The sequence below is a fragment of the Thermochromatium tepidum ATCC 43061 genome (genome assembly GCF_009664085.1).
GTDB classification, from domain to species: Bacteria; Pseudomonadota; Gammaproteobacteria; order Chromatiales; family Chromatiaceae; genus Thermochromatium; species Thermochromatium tepidum.
This window is the reverse complement of record NZ_CP039268.1, coordinates 849841-864852: the sequence shown is the minus strand read 5'-3', so window position 1 is coordinate 864852 and position 15012 is coordinate 849841. Positions and strand designations below refer to the sequence as shown.

Sequence of the window (15012 nt, the reverse complement as noted above, 5' to 3'; positions counted from 1 at the left end):
CCGCCATTGTCGCCACGGCGAGCGCCCCCGGCGGCGCGACTCAGACGGCGGCATGATCCGAACGAGGCGTCCAGGTGGCGGACACCTCGGGCGGTGGTGGGGCCAAGGCCGCCAGCAGTGCCTCCACACCGACGGCTTGAAGCAGGTCAAGCCCGATCACCACCCCGTCCGCCCCACCCTCGCGGCTGAGGTTCTCCAGATGGCGCGCCTCGGTCGCCCCCCCGGAGAGCCAAAGCCCCTCGGGATACTCGGCCCGCGCCCGCTCTAGGAGATCCAGATCCAGACCCCGTCCGCGTCGCTCGGCGTCGCGGGCGTGCAGCCAGATCCGCTCGAAGCCCAGGTCACGGGCGCGCCGGAGGGTCGGAATCAGCCGCCGATCACCGTCCGTGACCCGATAGATGTGGATGCTCGCCGGGTCCGGTGTGAAGAATTTGAAGCCTTCGCCGCTGTAATTGGCCATACGGTAGCTGACCTCCTGGGGGTAGACGGTCAGGCGCGGCAGCCAGTTGCGTTCCGGCTGGGCATCGCGCAGGGCGGCACAGGCATCCAGTCCAGCATCGACCACGCACGCCGGGGCGGTGTCCGCGTCCCAGTCCCAGTCCACTTGAGCGTCCGCGCTCGGAACCTGCCCGTGCGTAGCACGCAGGCGGACGCAGAGCGCGGCGACTGGGGCCGGCAGGGCGCTGGCCTCGCGCACGCTGAGACAGCCCGCCTCGACCACCAGTCCAGCAAGTCCGGCGAGCCGTTGCGGGTCTAGCCCCTCGGGCAGGGATTGATTCAGGTACAGGTAGAGTTCGGTCATCCTCAATCCTCGATCAGACGTTCCCAGAAGGCCGCGTGTGCGGCCCGGGTGTTGGGGTCGGCAGCGCGCAAGGCGGCCTCGGCCTCCCGCTCCAGTGCGATTCGGAGTTGGTGCGCCAGCGCATGGAAGGTCCGGGCGGCGGCGCTCTCGGGCAGCGCCTCGACCAGGGGCTGGCCGGCATCGGCAAGCGCCTGCCCAGCCGGATCGAGCGGCAAGCGGCCCAGATAGGGGACGTAGCGGCGGCGGGCGAGCGCGCGCACCTCGGCATCCGGAAAGAGCGGTATGGATTCGCCGCAGCCCGGACAGACCAGATGGCTCATGTTTTCGATCACCCCGAGCACCGGGATATCCAGCTCATGGAAGAGCGCGATGCCGCGCTCGGCGTCGACCTGGGCGAGCCGCTGCGGCGTGGTCACCAGCACCGCCCCGCTGACCGGTAGACGCTCCAGGAGGCTGAGCTGGACGTCGCCGGTACCGGGCGGCAGATCGATAAGCAGCACATCCAGGTCCGGCCAGGCAACGCCATAGACCATGTCCATCAGGGTCTGAGTCACCAGCGGCCCCTTCCAGGCCAGGGCCGCCTCGGGCGGGATGCGCTGGGCGATCGAGAGGCTGTGGATACCATGACTGACGGCAGGGATGGCGCGCCCTGTGGCATCCTGCTCCAGTTCGGTGTCGGTGCCGAGCATCCGCGCGATCGAGGGGCCGTAGAGGTCGGCGTCCAGCACCCCGACGCGCAGACCCTGGGCGCGCAGGGCGCAGGCCAGATTCACGGTGACCGTGGACTTACCGACCCCGCCCTTACCGCTGGCGATGAGGACGACATCGCGGATACCGGGGATGGGCGCGCCGGGCGCGGCATCGCGCGGGGCCCTAGCGGGTTCGGACTCGGAGGACGTTTGGCTGCCGATCGGTCCCGTTGGCGGCTGAACGTACGCAGTGGGCGGTAGACAGTGGGCAGAAAGAGACGCCTTCTGATGACTGACCACTGACGACTGGTCCGGCTCCGCCTGGTCGAGCCTCAGCCTCCCGGCCACCCGCCCGGCCAGCGCCTGAAACCAGGCACTCGCCGCCGTGTCCGGGCTCGCCACCAGCGGCGGACACCCGGCATCGGACGCCTCGGCGAGCCTGAGATCGAAGGGCAGCCGGGCCAGCAGCGGCAGGCCGGTCAGCGTCGCCAGCTCCGCGCCACCGCCCGTACCGAACAGGGCGGTCTCGGTCCCGCAGCGGCCGCAGACCAGACCGGCCAGGTTTTCGACGATCCCCAGACAGGGCACCGCCAGATCCGCGAACATCTCCATCCCGCGCCGCACGTCGTCCACCGCGACCTGTCCCGGCGCGGTGACGGTGAGGATGCCGGCCAAGGGTGCCTGACGCGCCACCTCCAGATGCACGTCGGAGGTACCGGGCGGCAGGTCGATGAGCAGCAGGTCCAGTTCGCCCCAGTCGACCTCGGTGAACAACTGCGCCAGCCCGCGCTCGACCAGCGGGCCGCGCCAGATCAGGGCCTTGGTCTCCGGCAACAAGAAGCCGAGCGAGACGACCTTGAGTCCGTGCCGCTCCAGAGGGCGCACCCGCGTCCCATCGGGTGTGGTCTCCATCCGGCCTGTGATCCCGAGCAGGGTCGGCGCCGAGGGACCTTGGAGATCGGCATCCAGCAGGCCGACCTTGAGTCCGCGCGCGGCCAGCGCCAGGGCAAGGTTGACCGCGACCGTGGATTTGCCCACCCCGCCCTTGCCGCTGTGCACGCCGATCACGCGGCGAACACCCGGCAGCGCGGGGCGCAGACAGATCGAGCGCGGGCGCGGCTTGACCACCAGGCGCGCGACGCCCGGCTCATCCGCGAGCAGCGCCTCGATGGTCTCGGCCAGGGCGGACTGTGCCGCCTCGCTCGGGAAACGCTCGGGGTCGAGCAGGACCCGAACCGCGCCGCCGGTGGCGACCACGGCATAGACCTGGCCATCCGTGACCACATCGAGGCCGCGCGTAGCGTCCTGGATCTGGCTCAGGAGCATAAGCAGACGCTGCTCCAGGCGCGCGTCCGCGCCGGGGGCCTCACGCGACTCTGGTGGCGCGGCGGTGTCGATCAATGGCATACGAGAGACTCCTCCAAATAGCGGCGGATGATGACCGCTTCTTCTTCATCAATGACCTCGGCGGCCTCGTGCAGACGCCGCATGGTGTCGACGATCGTCGGGCGCTGCGTCGCTGGGAACTCGCACAGCCGCTCGGTGCGCAGCTCATGGCAGGCGCTACAGCGGGCCTTGAACAGCGCTTCAGGCGTGCGCGGGCAGCTCGCCCAGTGATAGCCGACGATTAGTGCGCCGATCAGACCAAGGATCGATAGGGTACGGATCGGCCATTTCATTCGAGTCGGTCACCCCGCCCGCCAGCCGGCGAGCCGCCCGTAACCTCCCGCCCGATCAAGCCCCCAGCATCGCCAGCCACTCCTCGTCCAGCGCCCTCTCCTTGGCGCAGATGGGACAGTGCTTTGCGTCCGGCGTCTCCGGTTCGAAACCATCGCCGCAGCGTGCGCAGGCCCTGAGCCGGCGCATCATCAGGGTTTCGCGCGGCGCAGTGACCTGGCTCGCCCGATGCACCGGCTGGATCGCAATGGCCTCGACCGGGCAAAGCGCCGTACAGAGACCACAGTCGGTGCAGAGCGCTGGCTCGAACGAGATCGCCAGGGCGCTATGTCCCTCTTCGTGTGCGAGCAGGGCGCCGGTCGGACAGCGCTGTCCGCACACCAGACAGCCGGTGCAGTGCGCCTCCAGGGTGCGCAGCCGCCAGGGCAGTGGTTGCTCAGCGCCCCAGGGCAGCTGCTCGACCCGTGCCGCCAGCAGCATCTGGTAAGGATGCGGCCGGCGGATCTCGGTGATGTCACCCTGGAAGAAGGGCAGATCCGTGCCCGCCTCGTCGTCCTCCTCGACCGGCACCAGCCAGCGCGCGGCTTCCAGCGAGGCGCGCGCCCCGGCGAGGCGCAGGAAGGCGCGGCGGCTGAGCTGAGGCTGATCCTGACGGGCGCGCGGCCCGGCAGCGGCAGACCCGCCTGGTGGAGACTGGTGCAGGCGGGGTGCGGACTCCCCGAGACGCCGTGTCAGGCGGCGCCCGACGCGGTCGAGCCACTCCAACGCGCCGCCGTGCCGACAGCGGGTGCACTGCTCCAGACCGTGCAGGTGCAGCGTCTCGACCCCGTCGGCGCGCGCGGCGGCCAACAGACGCTCATCGAGCACCTTGAAACAGGGGATCACCACCCCGCCGCCGTCATCCCGGCTCGCCCCGCAATGGAGATGCACTTCGGGCGCGCCATCGAGCGCAGCCAGGAACCGCGCCGGTGAGAAGCCGCTCAGACGCAGTGCCCCGGCCGGGCAGACGGGCACACAGCCGCCACAGCCGGTACAGCGCGCGCGGTCGACCTCCAGGGCATCAAGCGACAAGAAGAGGGCATCGGCATGACAGGCGGCGGCACAGCGGTGGCAGTGCTCGCCACGTCCGCGCAGGTTAAGACAGAGGGTCTCCTCCTCCAGCAGCTCGCGGCCCTCCAATAGGGCCAGCGCCGCGCCTTGGGTCGATGGCGTCGAGGCGGGGTTCAGCATGGGAGCATCCTCACCTCAACCCCTCTCCCCTCTGGGCATAGGTATCTACACAATTTCATCCATCCCCTCCGTTAGCAAGAAGAATCGAGTTGGCGAAGGCACGGAGTTCTGGGATGGAAGAGTGATCAAGGGAATCGAGGATGGCGAACAGTATGAAAGCGCCAGCCAACAAGGCGGAGGGGGTAACAAGGCGAGATGCCTTCATCTGCCTGCCGGACAAGCGCACGAGAAACTGCCGGGCGGCTTGTGCCTCCTCGGTCTGCTGCGCAGCCAGGCGCCACACCAGGATACAGGCCTGGGTGGCGATCAGCAGACGCTTGAATAGGGCTCCCCCGCTCTCCTGTTCCCACTGCTCCAGTTGATGGCCTGCCTGTTTGAGCAGTTTGAAGAACGATTCGATCTGCCAGCGGAAGTCGTACCACAGTGCCACACGCGCGGCACTGACGGTTTCAGGCACCGACGTGAGCAAGAACCATTCGGCCACCAGATGTCCGGCTTCGTCGCACAGGCGACTGACCACCAGCCGGGCCTTCAGCGGTTCGCCCGGAACCGGTCGCTGCCGCCGCCCGTCAGCGCCGATTTTCTTCGGTTTCGCTGGCCGGGTCAGAACTACCGGCGCACTGGCAATCCAGTGCTGGATCGGTCGGCCTTGGCAGAGAACCTGGCGTTCTCGGGTATAGCCAAGTTGCTTGGCCACCGCGTCGATGCGCATCGAGCCGTTGCCGTAACGTACCGTCGAGTTCCCTTTGGCGCGCACCAGCCACAACTGGCCGTCGCGCGTCCAGCGGCGCAGATGGCCGACCGAATCCGCTTCGCGATCAATCACATGTACCAACCGGGGGCCGAATTTCTGCTGCTCCAGCCAACTCATCCGCTCGCTCAATTCGTCCAGAGGCGAAGACACCTTGGGGCTGATCGTGTCGGCACACGAGCTCCAGACGCCTTGGGCCGTCACCAGATCCTGCACCGGCACCCCCAAGGGCGCGCCATCCTCGGCACTGACCAGGAGGCTGCTTTGCAGTTCGTCGCCCACATCCGTGGCATGGGTCATTTGCAGGCGATCCCGTTTCGAGGCGTGCCCTCCATCGTTCACTCTCGACCAGTCCGCCACCGCCAACACATACTCACCGCCATCCGCCGTCACGGCCTCCCGTGTCGCCGCCAACAGCGGAACCGACAGCCCCTCAGGCGTCACCCGTGGATTCGCCAGAAATCGCCCCATCGCCTGGGCGTGCGACGCGGCTTTCTTCCCGTCCGGCACGGCTTTGACTCCCGCTGCCAAGGGGCCAGTACAGTTCATATGCCCCTTCAACAGCTTCCCATAGCGTCCGTCAAGACGCTTGTCACCAAAATTCGTCGCATACCGCTTATTTGTACCTCATCTTCCCCGCGAGAAATCCCCCGAATAGAGCCGGGTTTGTGTAGATACCCATGCCCAGGGGGAGAGGAGCCATCACCCCCCTCGCCCTCCGGGAGAGGGTCCGGGGGTGAGGGCGAACGCACTGACTCCAGGTGTCGCCCCAGCCAATGCGTCAGCGCAACCGCGCCGACCATGTTGGTGGCGAGCGGGACATTGTTGAGGTCGCAGGCACGATAGAAGGGCGTGATGTCTGGCTCGTCCAAGCGATTCGTCTCCAGGTCGCGGATGAAATAGACGGCGCGGATGCTGTTGGTACAGATGAGTCCGCAGAGCTGGATCTCGCCGCCACTGCGCCCAGAGAAGAGCGAGGTGACCTCCAGTCCGGTCTCGGCCTCGATGGCCGTACCGGTCTCCAGGGTGGCGAGCAGGCGATAGTCCGCGAACACCGCCCGGCGCTTGCGGACCAGCTTGACCAGGTCCGGCAGACGGGCGGTGTGGGCAATCAGGATCAGGGTCTTGCCGGCGCCGGACATCAGAGTCCTCCCAGGTGGAGCTGGCTTCCAGCCGGTTCTCGCCGGCTGGAAGCCGACTCGAACACTTCCCGGTACAGCAGGCGATGGCCCTCGGCCAGACGGGTCATGGCGACCGTCACAGGTTCGCAGGGTCCACGCAGGGCAGCCAGCGCCGCGCGGTCCTCGACCAGACCGAGCAGTCGTTCCGCCAACAGCCTGGGTTGATCGTGCGGATAGGTCTGCCCCTGCCAACCCTCGCGGAAGCCGGTCCCCTGCACCCGGTCGGAACGTAGCACCGGAACGCCGAAGGCCGCCGCCAGATCGGTGAGCGGACTCTTACAGCGCTTACGGTAAGGCATGACCAGGAGATCGCCGGTCGAGAACAGATGCTTGACCTCGGGCGGGCGTAGATAACGGTCGATCACCGTGATCCGCAGCCGGGCGCGGGCGGCAACGACCAGGCCGGGGTCGATCCCGTTCAGGACGCCCTCCCCCGCGACCACCAGATGGAGGGCGCGCGGCCAGGGTCGGGAAGCCAGCACGCCGAGCAGCACGTCCAGCCCCTTGCGGGCCGAGCCATGGCCGAAGAACAGCAGCCGCAGTTCTTCGTCCCGGGCCTTGGCGAGCTCCGGACAGGGCTGCATCGGGAAGCGATCGAGCGCCATGGGGTTGGGGCTTCCTGGGAGATGCGCCAGCCGCTCCTGTGGGGTATCGAGCAACTCTTCCAGCGCCCAGCCCATGTGCCTGTCGCGTGCGACCACGCGATCGACCCGCCGATAGAGGGCGCGAAACAGCGGCAGGCTCAGCCAGCGCCGTTCGTGCGGCAGGATATTGTGCGGGGTGTAGATCACCGCGATGCCGCGCGCCTGCGCCCAGTGGAGGAAGGCGAGTGCTGCGAGCGGGTGGTTGATCCATTGTAGATGCACCAGGTCCGGTCGATATTCACGCACCTCGCGGCGCAGACACCACCAGCCGGCCAGCCCATCGGCGAGACAGGCCCGCTTGTCAAAGGGGACCGCCCACTCGGCCAGCTCGTCACGCGCGCCGGTCAGGAGCCGCACGGCGATGCCGGCCTGGTGCAGCCCCAAAGCCAGGGCATGGCTGTAGTGACAGAGGAACCCGCGACCCGAGCCCTCAACGATCAGGATGCGCATGGATGGCTCATCTCCATGGTTCGTCTAGAGACCCGATGCCTTGCGGAAGTCGGCGTTGTAGTCGAGCCTCTTGGGCTCGCGCTGGTTCTGGGTCATCAGTTCCTTCAGTCCGCGCCGGTCGGTGATCTCGGCCAGTGCCTGCCACAGGAGCTGCTCGGTGAACTGGAGCAGCTGGCGGTAGAAGGGGTGCAGCGCCGCGCGCGCGGCGCGCCGGCACCAGCCGGGCGCCCAGGGTCCAAGCTGCTCCAGGAGAAAGCGGTCGTGGCGTCTCCGGGTCCGCTCGGCGGCTTCGGTGTCACCCCGGCGCACGGCGTCTGCCTCAGACTCGGCGAGATAGCCAAGGAAGCCGAGCATGGTACCGATGTGATCCGGGAACTCGCCGCTCAGACGCCGCTGGTAGACACAGCCGGCCTCGCGGTAAGCCGCCACCGCGCGGTCGCAGGGCTCGCCGAAGAGTGCCCCGGTCTCGAACACCGAGGCGTAGGGATTGAGGCCGCCGGGGGCGACCAGGAGCCCGGTGTACTCCTCGGCCAGGACCTCGAGCAGGTCGTCTTCGGCAGTGGTGAGAAAGTCGGTATCCAGGGTCCAGCCCGCCGCGCTCAGCGGCTCGCGCAGTGCACCGCGCAGCAGGCGCAATGTCTCGCGGTCGAGCTCCTCTTCGAGACAGCGCGCTATCAGCTTGTACAGACAAGACAACGCGGTGCGCTCCTCGATGGATGCATCGGACGCAACCAGTCTGGATGACTGGGCCGCGGTTTGGTGATGTCTCTGCATTCCTCGAATTCCTCGGTTGTTTGGCGGCCTGGGCGACTGGAGGATGATGGGTTTCGCGACGCTCCACCCATCCGATGCATCAATGCCCGCCGACGTGCAGTCCCGGTTCGGGCAGATGATCCCAGTCGATATCCACCTCCTTGTGATTGATCCGGTGCAGGTCACCGGTGTAGGCCAGCCGTAGGGTCTGCTCATAGTCCTTGATCGAGGCCTCGACGCTGGCCTCGACGTCGCCGTACTGATCGCCCGGCTCGGCCTTGCTCACCCGCACCAGGGTATCGAACCACCCTTGAGAGCCCCCGATCGGATCCACGGCCAGCCGGATGATGGGATTGGGATGGACCCCCTTGTCATCCCACCAGACATTGTGGGTGATGTCCGGGTCACCGCCTTGCGCCCAGTCCGCGGCGGCCTGTCTCTGCTTGAGCTGGGCCAAGCGCCCATAGGCCGAATGACCGCAGGCGGTGGAGATGGCGATCACCTCGGGGTGGATGCCCTCGGTGACATGGGCCCGGGTGACGATGTAGCCAACATCCGAGGCCACGCGGATCAGATCACCATCGGCGATGCCACGCGCGGCGGCGGTCTTGGGATGGATCCAGGCGGGATTCTTGTGATACAGCTCGGCCAGATACTTGAGAGAGGCCGTGCGGCTTTGGGTGTGGACATTGACCTTGAAGGTGGTGAGCACCAACTCGTCGGAGCGCTTGTCGCGCGAAGGCAGGCGCTTGTAGACCGGCAGCGGGTTGAAGCCATAGTCCTTGAAGCTTTGCTTGTAGAGCTCGATGCGACGCGATGGGGTGGCGAAGCCAACATAGCTCTGATCCCCAATCCGCACCCCGATCGCCTTGCCGCCCTTGCGAATGGTGCCATCCGCATCGACCTCCGCCCCCTCCAGGTCAGCGGCGGGTACCGGCTTTTTGTAGAGTCCGTACTCTGGCTCGACCTCGTTGCCGTTCTTGTCGACGATCTTAGACGTGGTCTTGTCCACCTGGCCGTAAATGGGCCACACACCCTTGCGCTTCATGAACTCCCAGCCACCCTCGTCCTTGAGTCCGGGGATGGCATCGAAATGGGCGCGCATCCAGTCCTCGACCGTGTCGAAGGCGAAATATTGTCGAATCCCGAGCGACCCATCCGGGTCGACCTTCTTGATCACATCGATCAGGGTCTGGCGGAACTCCTGGGTGCCGCCCAAGGGCTTGATCACCGGCTGACGGATAGACAGACAGGGATAGAGCCCACTCGGCATGGACTCTGGATCATGGCGCTCCAGATAGGTGACGTCCGGGATGATGAGGTCGGCCAGCTCCGTGGTCTCGGACATGTAGGGGCTAAAGGAGACCACGAATGGCAGCAGGGCCTCGTCTTTCAACAGATGCGCCCAGACGTGACTGGACGGATAGGTATAGACCGGGTTGTCATAGAGGTGCATCCACACCGAGACCTTGGCCTCACCCTTCATGATCATGTAGGGCGCATGGGTCGAGACATGGTGCGAGGCCAGTGGATAGAGCGGCGGCGCGGCCAGGACACTCGGTACCTTGCCCTTGGGTGGCACGGGTTGGGGCTGCGGCCAATCCATGCCGCGCGGCAGACAATACCCCCCCTTCTTCTCGACGTTGCCGGTGATGACATTGAGCATGTGGATGGCGGCCTCCTGATAGGTGCCATACACGTGTTTGACCGGACCGCGGTAGGAGAAGGTCGTTGCCGGCTTGGTGGTGGCAAACTCGCGGGCGATGCGGCGGATGGCGGCAGCGGGCACCCCAGATTCCTCGGACGCAAACTCGGGTGTATAGGGCTTCAGATGGGTGCGGAGCTGCTCGGCCGTGACATTGGTCCAGTCGCGGATGAAGTCGGCGTCGTAGAGCCCCTCGTTCATGATGACCTGGGCCATGGCCAGCGCGATGACCCCATCGGTGCCCGGGTAGGGGAAATAGGCCTCGTCGGCGAAGGCCGAGGTGTTGGAAAGGCGGACATCGAACGACACCAGCTTGGCCTTGTTGCCCACCACGCCATCGACCAGGCGTTGGGCATTGGGATTCATGAAGTAGGCCGTCTCCAGCACATTGGACCCAAAGTTGATGATGTACTTGGTGTTGGCCCAGTCGCAGGACTCGATGTCCGGTCCCCAGGAAGGCTCCAACCCGACCTTTTTGGAGGACTCGCAGATGTTGGTGTGGTTGATCATGGCGTTGGAGCCGAGCGCGTGCATGAAGCGATGCACGGCCCCGCCGGTACGGTTGCGGCCCCATTTGAAGACGATCTCATTGAGGATGGCCTCGTCGCCCTCGGACTTGGCGCGATCAATCACTTCACGCAACTTCTTGGCAAGCAGGCTGGTCGCCTCGTCGTAGGAGATCCGTTTCCACTTGCCCTCACCACGCCTTCCGGTGCGCAGCAGCGGGGTCATGATACGGTCGGGGTCATAGACGTGCAGGAACCCCGAGTTGCCTTTGGCGCACAGCTTGCCTCGGGTGTTGGGATGATCCATGTTGCCTTCCAGCTTGACGATGCGGCCATTCTCGATGAAGGCCACGCCCCCGTCCTCGATGTTGCAGACCAAACAGGTATAGGGCACGGACTGGCGCTGGGCACCGGTGACGGCAGAGATGTCGTCGCCCCCCAATTTCTGCTCCATGGCCATCAGCCGGCGGCTGCCGAGCGCCAGGGTGCCGGCGGCGGCACCGACGGCGGTGCCGAGCTTGATGAAGTCACGGCGGCTCAGGCGCCCGAGGTCGCCCGCGGTGTTTCGGGTTGCGAGATCGCTCATGATGTCGAGGCTCCAGAATTCAGTAATAGATCTGCGTGAGCTGACCGGCGTAGATCAGCACTGCGCGGAAGAAATAGGCGCCAATGGCGGAGCACACCGCCGCTAGGCTGAACAGCACCGGGTTGGGTCGGTATTGGGTCAGGACCATCAGACTCAGGGGCAACAGGATGCCCAGCCCAAACGTCAGCCCCCAAAATTGCACCCCAAAACGGTCATTGATCAGGACCCAGGCCTGTTGTAGCTCCTCGCTGCCGTAGAGCAGTGTCACCAGCTCGCCGAGGAATAGTGCCAGGGTGGTTCCCAGCGCCACATAGAGAAACCAGTGCAGGAACTCGAAGGTACGCGCGTCGAACTGACCACGCGCAAGCTGAATGATGCTGACTAAGGCGGTGCCCGAGTTGACCGAGAGGATCACGAACAGCACCGGGATCGTGGGGTTACTCCACAACTCGCGGGTCTGATGCACCATCAGATCCAGACCGGTATAGAGCGGCATGGAGAGGCTGAGCAGCATTCCCAGCACCCCCATCAGCTTGAGTAGCCGCGGCCTTTGGGTCCAGAGTGCGGCGAGGAAACCGACGATGCACAGACCGAACAAGGGCAGGAAGAGTGCGCCCCAGGACAGCGGTGAGGTCCAGTGGAAATGCAGGATCGGATAGAGAAAGCGCCCTGGCATCCCGAGATCGAAGATCAATAGCGGGGCACAGATGAGCAGGAGCACCAGCGCCACCAGCATCCCGACCTTCTGAAAGGACTCCATCGAGCGCGCGATGCCGCCAAAGAGGTTGCCGAAGACGGCCGGTGCCGCGGCATAGATGAAGCTCATACCCGCCGTGCCGATCAGGAAGAAGTAGACCGGGATCTCCCAACCCCAGGGGGCGATATTGAATTCGGAATACTCGAACATGGCTATATCCCCCTCAGAGCACGCCGGAGTAGAACTGAGTGCCACGGTTGTGGCGGTAGAAGGCTGCGGCATCGGCACGAGCCGCATAGGACATCGGTTGGCTTAGGACTTGTTCGGTATTGATACGGTCTGGCTTGATGTAATAAACCTGCGGGGCGGTGCCCTTCTCGGGCTTGAGTGTGACCACGCTGTGGCGCGCGACCAGGCGTGCGACCTCGTTGTTGGGGTCGTTCAGGTCGCCGAAGATGCGCGAGCGCCCGATACAGGTCTGCACACAGGCCGGGACCAGGCCAGCCGCCACCCGGTGATGACAGAAGGTGCACTTGTCGATCACCCCACCGATCTTCACCCGGTCGCGGTTCTTCGGCAGCACGTGACGGGCGTTGTAGGGGCAGGCCGCGATACAGGTGCGGCAGGCGATGCAGCGCTCGTAGCGCTGGAGCACGAAGCCCTCCTCGTGCTTATAGGTTGCCTCGGTCGGACAGTTGCGCACGCACGGCGGGTTGTCGCAGTGGTTGCACAACCGCGGCATAAAATGGCGCTTGGTGTTGGGATAGCTCCCGGTCTCCTTGACCTTGACGATGGTGCGCCACACCCCGAGCGGCACGTCGTATTCGGCCTTGTCCGCGCAGACACAGGCCATACAGCCGATACAGCGGCGCAGGTCGATGACCATCGCCCAGCGCTTCTTGCCCGGCACCCCGAGCGATGGTTGGGCTTGTAACCCGACAGGCATGATGTCTCCCCTCCTCCGGTGAGCCCCATGGGGGCTGATATGAACCGGGCCGTCATGGCGACCCTCTTGTTCCGACCGGGCAAGCAGGGCACATACCTGACTATTTCACTACAAAGGCCAGGGGATTGATTGGATTGACAATTATCAATACGAGCGGGGTGGCATTGGGAGGTGATCCGGGCGTCCGGCACGGTAGACGTTACAAGAACGTAACACTCGAATCGGGCAAATATGTCTATTTTCTTTGCAATTCAAAAACTTGAATTCGGGGTAACACGTCTAGCCAAACGTTACCCAAGCGTAACGCCTCAACCGCACTCAAACCGGACGCGAGCAATAGGCCTTATTGGCGGTGGGCCATTCAAGTGTCGGCGCACTCGATTCCGCCCAGGCCTGGTTCACAGCGCTTCAAGCCTTGGCACCCTGGGCGGCGCGGTCAGCACACGCTAAGCATTCCGCAGCCGGAACTGTCCCACGACTGCCTCCAGTTCCACGGCCTGCTGCTCCAGACTCTCGTCCGCCGCCGCCGACTGTTCGACCAGCGCCGCGTTCTGCTGGGTGATGGCGTCCAGAGCGGCGAGCGCCCGCACCACTTCCTCGACGTCGGCATTCTGCTTACCGCTGAGCTGGGCGATCTCGCCGACCAGTCCGCTGACACGCTGGAAGCTCGTCACCACCGAGCGCCAGCATCTTGACCGGCAGACCGGCCTCGGCCATCGCGTGCGCGGTGCCGAACGAGACATAACCGATGGCACCGGGCAGACCACCGACCAGGGTCAGGGCCTCCAGGTTCGAGCCGATGACATAGGCCTTTTGACTGATGCGCGGGGTGTCGCTCGGTGGGCGATCTGGACGGTGATGGCGATGAGGTGCATCCTTTTGCCCTCGTCCGCGTCTTCACGCATGTCGGGGCTATTCGGCCTCTTTCGCCAAAGCACAACCAGGATCCTGCGACCATGATCAAAGCCAACGCCTGCTATGAGCACGGCCATCAATGCCCGGCGATGCCGATGGGACTGCGCGATCGGCTCGAGCACACCGCCGAAGGTCAACACCTGGCTCTCCTGGAACTGGCGAGGGCCATTGCGCCACCTGCTTTGCCGATGGTATCCAGATGGTCACCGGCTGCACCCTCGGGTCCTGAGCGGATCACCGGGATCCGCACGCTCCAGTCGGTCCGATGACGCTGCTCATCCTCGCCGCCCTGATCACGCTCGCCCTGACCACGCTGTTCAGCATGGCCGGGGTGGGGGCGGCGCTGATCCTGATCCCGGTCTTCCTCGCCTTCGGCATCGAGCTGCACACCGCCATGGCCACCGCACTGCTGCTCAATGCGCTCGGGATGACGGTCGCCTCCATCACCTTCATGCGCAAGGGTTTGGTCGAATGGCGGCTGGTCGCGCCCATCCTGGTGCTGGCGGTCGGTCTGTCGCCCGTGGGCGTCTGGGCCGCCCACGGACTCGACCGGACGCCGTTGCTGTGGCTGTTCGTGGTCTTTCTGGTCTTCGCCGCCGGCATGATGCTGTTTTACCGGCCCAAGCCGCGTTCGAGCCGAGCCTCCACGGGCGCCACCCTGGCGTTGGGGCTACCGGTCGGCGGCGCGGCGGGCTTCATCGGCGGGCTGCTCGGCGTCGGTGGTGGCAACATCATCGTGCCGGCGCTGGTGGCGTCCGGGCTGGAACCCAAGCGCGCCTCGGCCAGCGCGTCCTTCGTCGTGATCTTCGCCTCGATGAGCGGTTTCCTGGCGCATGTCCAGGTCGCACGCATCGACCCCGCCCTGCTCGGCGTCACGGCTGTCGCGACCCTGGCCGGGGCGGCACTCGGTGCCTGGCTGGCCACCGAGCGCCTCAGCGCCCCTCAATTGAAGCGCCTGATCGCCTTGGTGCTGCTCGCTGTTGCGATCAAGACCGCCTGGGGGTTGCTGTGACCGCGCCGATTCCCCTGACATACCCACTCCACCAAGATTCACGTCCATGAACGATATCCCCTTCGCCGACTATCTGCGCCGCTTCGACTACGACGAGCGCGTCGCGATGAAGATCCAGCTCCCCGAGCTGCTGAAGCTCTATGCTGAGGGTCAGGTACAACTGATTGACATCCGTTTCAACGAGGAATACGCTGCTTGGCGCCTCGGCATCGGCCGGCACATCCCACTCAATGAGCTGCCGGACCGGCTCGACGAGCTGGATCCGAACAAGACCATCGTCACCATGTGCCCGCACTACGACCGCGCCGAGATCGCCCGGCTGTTCCTGACCCTCAAGGGCTTTCACGCGCGCTATCTCACCGACGGGATGCTCGGCCTTGCCAACCATCTGCGCGGCGACCGGGCGCGTGATTACATGGACGCGCTGCAATCAGACACCACCAATCACTGACGCCCGGAGATGATCAA

General features: G+C 65.5%; 15 protein-coding genes. 3 read left to right on the top strand and 12 right to left on the bottom strand.

The window, feature by feature from the left end:
* Nucleotides 1-40: 40 nt before the first annotated feature.
* From E6P07_RS03970 to E6P07_RS03915, 12 genes are all read right to left on the bottom strand, one after another.
* Nucleotides 41-802, bottom strand: coding sequence for a beta/alpha barrel domain-containing protein (locus E6P07_RS03970; protein ID WP_153974417.1), 762 nt, complete (start codon nucleotides 800-802; stop codon nucleotides 41-43).
* Between the two features lie 2 nt (nucleotides 803-804).
* Nucleotides 805-2898, bottom strand: coding sequence for an Mrp/NBP35 family ATP-binding protein (locus E6P07_RS14000; RefSeq protein ID WP_153974416.1), 2094 nt, complete (start codon nucleotides 2896-2898; stop codon nucleotides 805-807).
* Entirely contained in the window at nucleotides 2889-3170 is a 282-nt protein-coding gene (locus tag E6P07_RS03960; protein ID WP_153974415.1) for a hypothetical protein, read from the bottom strand. The genes E6P07_RS14000 and E6P07_RS03960 overlap by 10 nt, the downstream gene beginning before the upstream one ends.
* Before the next feature lie 55 nt (nucleotides 3171-3225).
* A complete protein-coding gene (locus tag E6P07_RS03955) occupies nucleotides 3226-4398 on the bottom strand; it encodes a 4Fe-4S dicluster domain-containing protein (protein WP_153974414.1) in 1173 nt (390 codons plus the stop codon).
* A gap of 55 nt (nucleotides 4399-4453) precedes the next feature.
* Complete coding sequence (locus tag E6P07_RS03950) at nucleotides 4454-5680, bottom strand: transposase (RefSeq protein ID WP_162008599.1); 1227 nt, start codon at nucleotides 5678-5680, stop codon at nucleotides 4454-4456.
* Nucleotides 5681-5706: 26 nt separating this feature from the next.
* Nucleotides 5707-6291 (bottom strand): methylglyoxal synthase, encoded by a 585-nt coding sequence (locus tag E6P07_RS03945; RefSeq protein ID WP_153974412.1) that lies wholly within the window; start codon nucleotides 6289-6291, stop codon nucleotides 5707-5709.
* Nucleotides 6291-7424, bottom strand: a complete 1134-nt coding sequence (locus E6P07_RS03940) for a glycosyltransferase family 4 protein (protein WP_153974411.1) — start codon at nucleotides 7422-7424, stop codon at nucleotides 6291-6293. The genes E6P07_RS03945 and E6P07_RS03940 overlap by 1 nt, the downstream gene beginning before the upstream one ends.
* Nucleotides 7425-7448: 24 nt before the next feature.
* Nucleotides 7449-8198: a TorD/DmsD family molecular chaperone gene (locus E6P07_RS03935; protein WP_162008598.1), complete on the bottom strand. Its 750-nt coding sequence runs from the start codon at nucleotides 8196-8198 to the stop codon at nucleotides 7449-7451.
* Nucleotides 8199-8277: 79 nt separating this feature from the next.
* A complete protein-coding gene (locus E6P07_RS03930; protein ID WP_153974409.1) occupies nucleotides 8278-10974 on the bottom strand; it encodes a molybdopterin-dependent oxidoreductase in 2697 nt (898 codons plus the stop codon).
* A 19-nt stretch (nucleotides 10975-10993) separates the two neighbouring features.
* Nucleotides 10994-11881 (bottom strand): NrfD/PsrC family molybdoenzyme membrane anchor subunit, encoded by an 888-nt coding sequence (nrfD, locus tag E6P07_RS03925; protein WP_162008597.1) that lies wholly within the window; start codon nucleotides 11879-11881, stop codon nucleotides 10994-10996.
* Between the two features lie 13 nt (nucleotides 11882-11894).
* A complete protein-coding gene (locus E6P07_RS03920) occupies nucleotides 11895-12617 on the bottom strand; it encodes a 4Fe-4S dicluster domain-containing protein (RefSeq protein WP_153974407.1) in 723 nt (240 codons plus the stop codon).
* A 446-nt stretch (nucleotides 12618-13063) separates the two neighbouring features.
* Complete coding sequence (locus tag E6P07_RS03915) at nucleotides 13064-13291, bottom strand: hypothetical protein (RefSeq protein ID WP_162008596.1); 228 nt, start codon at nucleotides 13289-13291, stop codon at nucleotides 13064-13066.
* Between the two features lie 282 nt (nucleotides 13292-13573).
* Here E6P07_RS03915 and E6P07_RS03910 point away from each other — a divergent pair, with 282 nt between their 5' ends.
* Genes E6P07_RS03910 through E6P07_RS03900 form a run of 3 tightly spaced genes read left to right on the top strand, consistent with a single transcriptional unit; the run spans nucleotide 13574 to nucleotide 14995 of the window.
* Entirely contained in the window at nucleotides 13574-13801 is a 228-nt protein-coding gene (locus E6P07_RS03910) for a hypothetical protein (protein ID WP_153974405.1), read from the top strand.
* The gene (locus E6P07_RS03905) at nucleotides 13798-14544 is read left to right on the top strand and encodes a sulfite exporter TauE/SafE family protein (protein ID WP_153974404.1); all 747 of its coding nucleotides are present in this window, start codon (nucleotides 13798-13800) and stop codon (nucleotides 14542-14544) included. The genes E6P07_RS03910 and E6P07_RS03905 overlap by 4 nt, the downstream gene beginning before the upstream one ends.
* A 46-nt stretch (nucleotides 14545-14590) precedes the next feature.
* Nucleotides 14591-14995 (top strand): rhodanese-like domain-containing protein, encoded by a 405-nt coding sequence (locus tag E6P07_RS03900; protein WP_153974403.1) that lies wholly within the window; start codon nucleotides 14591-14593, stop codon nucleotides 14993-14995.
* The last annotated feature ends 17 nt before the right edge of the window (nucleotides 14996-15012 follow it).

Bases quoted from the DNA above. Each gene is read 5' to 3' on its own strand.
- E6P07_RS03970 (WP_153974417.1), bottom strand. From the start codon at position 802: ATGACCGAACTCTACCTGTACCTGAATCAATCCCTGCCCGAGGGGCTA.
- E6P07_RS14000 (WP_153974416.1), bottom strand. From the start codon at position 2,898: ATGCCATTGATCGACACCGCCGCGCCACCAGAGTCGCGTGAGGCCCCC.
- E6P07_RS03960 (WP_153974415.1), bottom strand. From the start codon at position 3,170: ATGAAATGGCCGATCCGTACCCTATCGATCCTTGGTCTGATCGGCGCA.
- E6P07_RS03955 (WP_153974414.1), bottom strand. From the start codon at position 4,398: ATGCTGAACCCCGCCTCGACGCCATCGACCCAAGGCGCGGCGCTGGCC.
- E6P07_RS03945 (WP_153974412.1), bottom strand. From the start codon at position 6,291: ATGTCCGGCGCCGGCAAGACCCTGATCCTGATTGCCCACACCGCCCGT.
- E6P07_RS03940 (WP_153974411.1), bottom strand. From the start codon at position 7,424: ATGCGCATCCTGATCGTTGAGGGCTCGGGTCGCGGGTTCCTCTGTCAC.
- E6P07_RS03935 (WP_162008598.1), bottom strand. From the start codon at position 8,198: ATGCAGAGACATCACCAAACCGCGGCCCAGTCATCCAGACTGGTTGCG.
- E6P07_RS03930 (WP_153974409.1), bottom strand. From the start codon at position 10,974: ATGAGCGATCTCGCAACCCGAAACACCGCGGGCGACCTCGGGCGCCTG.
- nrfD (WP_162008597.1), bottom strand. From the start codon at position 11,881: ATGTTCGAGTATTCCGAATTCAATATCGCCCCCTGGGGTTGGGAGATC.
- E6P07_RS03920 (WP_153974407.1), bottom strand. From the start codon at position 12,617: ATGCCTGTCGGGTTACAAGCCCAACCATCGCTCGGGGTGCCGGGCAAG.
- E6P07_RS03910 (WP_153974405.1), top strand. From the start codon at position 13,574: ATGATCAAAGCCAACGCCTGCTATGAGCACGGCCATCAATGCCCGGCG.
- E6P07_RS03905 (WP_153974404.1), top strand. From the start codon at position 13,798: ATGACGCTGCTCATCCTCGCCGCCCTGATCACGCTCGCCCTGACCACG.
- E6P07_RS03900 (WP_153974403.1), top strand. From the start codon at position 14,591: ATGAACGATATCCCCTTCGCCGACTATCTGCGCCGCTTCGACTACGAC.